Source organism: Chamaesiphon polymorphus CCALA 037, assembly GCF_003003845.1.
GTDB classification, from domain to species: domain Bacteria; phylum Cyanobacteriota; class Cyanobacteriia; order Cyanobacteriales; family Chamaesiphonaceae; genus Chamaesiphon; species Chamaesiphon polymorphus.
The window spans coordinates 1-4,273 of record NZ_PVWO01000491.1 but is presented as its reverse complement, the minus strand read 5'-3'; the positions used below and the strand labels follow the sequence as shown (position 1 = coordinate 4,273).

Sequence of the window (4,273 nt, the reverse complement as noted above, 5' to 3'; positions counted from 1 at the left end):
GTACTCTTCCCTACATCTATAGCAACTATACTTTTCCCTCCGCACGGGCTAGCATCGCTCGTCATACACTGCGGTTGGCGATTCCCACCAACTCAAAATCTGTGTCTGCCCTGAAGCTCACCGCACCAGCCGGATTTACGCTCAACCAAAAAGTGGCAGTTTTCGACAATAAAACAGGTAAAAGCTTACCTATAAATGTCAGTATCGCTGGACAGACTGTAGAACTGAGCTTCGATCGAGCGATCTCACCTGGCACAGCAATCGATATCGAACTGAATAATGTCAGCGTGTGGGGCACAGCTCGATATTACGATCTGGCTGTGAAATTTGCTAGCGATAATCCAAATGTTAATGATGGCAAATTGCAAGCATCTACCGATCGATATATCAATATTGGCAGAACTGGTTTACGTCTTTCTTAGAGCGATCGAGACTTAAATCGATAGCAAGATTTCCCCATCTTCTCGACTGCATACAGCTAACTTTCACCCCTTAATTATCATGCGATCGACTAAACTAAAATTATTATTATCTTTAATTATATTATCGACAGTATCTAGTCCTAAAATCGCGCTCGCAGGTGCCGGACACGACCATAGTGGGGCGAGTTCGTTTCAGTCGGGTGGTGAAGCTACTGGTGCTGTCACCGTTGATGCTCAGACGGTCAAAAGATTGGGGATTAAAGTCGAACCAGTTAAAAATCAACCATTAGATATTGGCTTAAAAACTACCGGACAGATCGAAACTTTACCAGACCAAAAAGTTGAGGTAACTGCACCGTTAACTAGTAAGGTAGTGCAGCTACTAGTTAAGCCTGGGAGTAAAGTTACTAAGGGTCAACCTCTTGCTGTGATTGCTTCCCCAGAGTTAGCTAACTTGCGGGTAGATGCCCAAGGCAAACAAGCCGACGCACAAGGCGCATTGCAAAAAGCACGGGTTAATTTGCAACTAGCTCAAGATAATTTAGTCAAGCAGCAAACAATTAGTAATGCCGAAGTCGCTCAAGCTCGGACTAAATTAACGGCTACTCAAGCTCAACTCGATCGAGATAAACAGATAATTAATCAGAGCGGCGTTTTGAAAGTAGCGCAAGAAAATCTCAAGCTTCAGCGGCAAATCGCTAACGCCGAAATTACCCGCGCAAATACTGAAGTGGCGATCGCGCAAGAACAATACGATCGAGATAGCGAATTAGTCAAAACAGGTGCCCTCGCCAGACGGCAAATGTTGGAGTCTAAAGGTAAACTCGAACGCGCCAAAGCTGAAGCAGCCAGAGCCAAAAGTTTGCCCCAAGTAGTGCAAGCTCAAAGTGATGTTAAAAAGGCAGAGGTAGACTTACCCTACCGCGAACTCCGCGCTTCGCAAGCGAGTGTTGCTGAGGCACAATCGCTATTACAACGCGCTGAAACTCGTCGCGATGTATTAGAAGCCCAAGCGCAACTCAAACGCGCCCAGTCGGATGTAGTCATCGCCCAGTCTCAACTACAGCTTAGTACCACTAATTATCAAACTCGACTCCAACAACTGGGCAGCACCGCCAACGCTCAAGGGCTAGTCACGATAACCGCGCCGATTGCTGGGACTGTTGCCAGCCGCGATGTGAGTATCGGTCAATCCTTGCAGGATGCAGGTGGTAAACTGATGACGATCGTTAATGATGCTCGGATTTTTGCGACGGCAAATATCTATGAGAAAGATTTAGGGCTGGTGAAAACTGGACAAAAGATCCGCGTCAAAGTTGCCGCCCTACCGAACCAAAGTTTTGAAGGCAGAATTACCCAAATCGGCACATCAGTACAGGGCGAAACCAGAGTCGTCCCCGTGCAAGCAGAAATAGCTAATGCTGGTGGTGTCCTTAAACCAGGAATGTTTGCCGAGCTAGAAGTAATTACTGCTAAAACCGCTGCGTCGCTACTGGCGATTCCCACTGCGGCGGTAGTCGAGGCTAATGGTAAAAAAGTTGTCTACGTCCAGAATGGGAATGCTTTCCAAGCGGCAGAAGTCACCTTCGGGCGCACATCTGGGGACATGGTAGAGGTGAAGGCGGGTTTATTTGCAGGTGACATGGTGGTGACTCAACGAGGGACGCAACTATTCGCCCAGTCGTTGCGGGGCGGGGGCGAAAAGCCTGCTGCTGAAGGACATCAAGATGAAGCGGCTCCAGCTAAAAGTAATGGTTTAGTCGTACCGCCCTGGTTATTACCAGTCGGTGGAGGCGCGATTCTAGTAACTGGGGGTGTGCTGCTGTGGAAACGGTTCCGTTCGGCTCCAGTAGATGGTTTAGAAGATGGCGAAGAGGATGCTTACGCCGACAACTATCGTGACTCATTACCTGCGGCTGAACTCAGCGAACCCGAACCCTACACAAATAATCATCACTCGGTACCTTCGCCACCAGTATTGATGGGAGGCAAGAGCAAGGAAGGGGCGCAAGAGTGAACATCTGCAAATGGATATTGAGGTCAAGAATCTCTAAAAGATCTACTAAGACTTTGCGGTTATTTCAATTATTGGTATTGGGTGTAATCGTTAGTGTCTTAGCAAAGCCGCTGGTCGCCACGGCTTATATCAATATTAGTACTCACGATCGCCGCTATCTGGAACCCGTACAAGTTCCCCAAGAGCGGGTAGGGATTGTTTTTGGTGCAGGACTGCTGCAAAATGGGCAGCCGACACCTTTTTTAGCCAACAGAATTACCGCAGCAGCCAAGCTCTATCATCTCGATCGAGTGCAGAAATTACTGATGACTGGTGATAATAGCCGAACTGATTATAATGAGGTGCGATCGATGCAGGAATACGCTCACAATTTGGGCGTACCGATGCAAGATATTACTTTAGACTATGCCGGATTTAGTACTTATGAGAGTTGTTATCGCGCTCATAAAGTTTTTGGCGTACATCAGGCGATCGTGATTACCCAAAATTATCATCTACCGCGTACTGTTTATACCTGCGATCGCTTGGGTATTAAGACAGTGGGTTTGGGCACTCCCGATCTGGAATTATATGGATGGCGGGGGATGATGCCAGATTTAAGGCGAGAAATGTTGGCTAATGTCAAAGCTTTATTAGAGATTCATGTTACTCGTCCCCGACCTACTTTTCTGGGAGATTTTGAAGGGATGGAATAGTTGAAGAAATTATAGATTTATTTGTTAAGTATAGATAAAATTATAAAATTTATCGCTTTCAACCAGCAGCTAATCTTATTATTTAAATTAAAAAATGCTCGGAAATATCGTTCAATGGGTAATTAATCGCCGCTGGCTCGTCGTATTAGCGACAGTTATCGTCGCATTGTGGACAGTCTACGTCATCCCCCAAATGCCCCTAGATGTGTTGCCAGCTTTCGCACCGCCCCAAGTGGAAATCCAAGCCGAAGCCCCTGGACTCGCACCAGAGGAAGTAGAATCGCTAGTAACATTACCGATCGAAAGTGCTATCAATGGTACGCCTGGAGTCACAGCCGTGCGTTCTTCCAGTGCGGCGGGAATTTCGGTGGTACGGGCGATTTTTACTTCATCAACCGATACCTATCAAGCACGGCAACTGATTACCGAGCGACTCCAGCAAGCCGTTGGTAAGCTACCCCCAGGAGTCGAAACACCCCAATTATCCCCAACCACCTCTCCCGTCGGTTTGGTGGTGCAGTATGCTTTTACCGTCGCAGATGGTGTAAAAGCTGCCCCAAATTCTCTGATGGTAGCGCGGCGGATTGTCGATTGGCAAGTGACAAATCGCCTTTTAGCCGTGCCAGGAGTCAGTCAAGTTTTAGTGTTTGGTGGCGACGAGCGACAGTTTCAAGTATTAGTCGATCCGGTTAAATTAGCAGCTTTTAATATTACTTTAGACCAAGTTACTCAAGCGACTCAAAAAGCGAATGTTAATGCCGCAGGTGGTTTTTATATCACTCCCGATACTGAGAGATTAATTAGGGGTGTTGGTAGGATCGAATCGATCGAAGATCTCCAAAAATCAACTATCGTCTCTCGCAATGGCACCCCCGTCAGGCTCCAAGATGTCGCCGATGTCAAAATTGGTGCGGCACTACAACGGGGCGATGGTGGTTTTAACGGTCAGAGAGCGATTATCGTGATGGTGAATAAGCAGCCCAGCATTGATACGCCGACTGTCACCCGCGCGGTAGAAAAAGCGGTCGCCGAAATTAAAGTTGGTTTGCCCAAAGACATCAAAGTTACTACTACTTTTCGTCAAGATAGTTATATCGAATCTTCTGTCGATAACGTGCGTTCTTCGTTGATTCAAGGTA

Annotated in this window: 4 protein-coding genes; all 4 read left to right on the top strand. The window is 47.1% G+C overall.

Going from position 1 to position 4,273, the window contains the following annotated elements; all coding sequences use genetic code 11:
• Window positions 1-422: DUF2808 domain-containing protein (locus C7B77_RS25050; protein ID WP_146138510.1), on the top strand; the 422-nt coding region annotated here is incomplete at its 5' end.
• A 79-nt stretch (window positions 423-501) separates the two neighbouring features.
• Window positions 502-2,439, top strand: a complete 1,938-nt coding sequence (locus tag C7B77_RS25045; RefSeq protein ID WP_106311340.1) for an efflux RND transporter periplasmic adaptor subunit — start codon at window positions 502-504, stop codon at window positions 2,437-2,439.
• Window positions 2,440-2,492: 53 nt separating this feature from the next.
• Window positions 2,493-3,134, top strand: a complete 642-nt coding sequence (locus tag C7B77_RS25040; protein WP_245894393.1) for a SanA/YdcF family protein — start codon at window positions 2,493-2,495, stop codon at window positions 3,132-3,134.
• Between the two features lie 94 nt (window positions 3,135-3,228).
• On the top strand, window positions 3,229-4,273 hold a 1,045-nt coding region (locus C7B77_RS25035; protein WP_146138509.1), incomplete at its 3' end, for an efflux RND transporter permease subunit.

What these genes read in the sequence shown, in the direction of transcription:
- C7B77_RS25045 (WP_106311340.1), top strand. Translation starts at nt 502, where the DNA reads ATGCGATCGACTAAACTAAAATTATTATTATCTTTAATTATATTATCG.